Source organism: Rhodococcus sp. T7, assembly GCF_009872365.1.
Classification (GTDB): Bacteria; Actinomycetota; Actinomycetes; order Mycobacteriales; family Mycobacteriaceae; genus Rhodococcus_F.
In genome coordinates, this window is record NZ_WXYH01000389.1 from 51,602 (window position 1) to 51,990 (window position 389).

2 pseudogenes are annotated in these 389 nt (G+C 69.9%); both read right to left on the minus strand.

Annotation, left to right across the window (positions count from 1 at the left end):
* A pseudogene (locus MLGJGCBP_RS50950) lies at window positions 1-196 on the minus strand (DUF4913 domain-containing protein); the annotation flags it as partial.
* A pseudogene (locus tag MLGJGCBP_RS44175) lies at window positions 193-389 on the minus strand (conjugal transfer protein); the annotation flags it as partial. The pseudogenes MLGJGCBP_RS50950 and MLGJGCBP_RS44175, both read right to left, overlap by 4 nt.

Here is a 389-nt window from a genome sequence, read left to right on the forward strand (position 1 = left end):
CGGTGACCTTCTCGATCCGGGCGCTCAGTTCATCGGACACTGCGAGGGCTTCGCCTGCACCGTTCCCGCCGGCCGGGGGATTCGCCGACTCGGGTGGGGGCACGAGACCATCGAGCGGCGGCACCCACGAATCCTCGGGTGGTGCGAGGTCCTCATCGGGCGGATCGGGCAGGTCGAACTCGTCAACGCTGGTCATACCGGTTGCGCCTCTCTCGGTTCGGAGTCGTCGGTGAGGGTCACCGCGTCGGCCAGGGTCTTGTCCGCTTCGGGATCGTGGCGTTCGATCGATGCCCGCACCTGGTCGGCGTAGGCGCCCTCCCACCAGGGCACGGTCTTGACGAGGGTGGCCCGGTTCCCGGACGAGCGGACGATCGCGCGGCCGCGGGGCA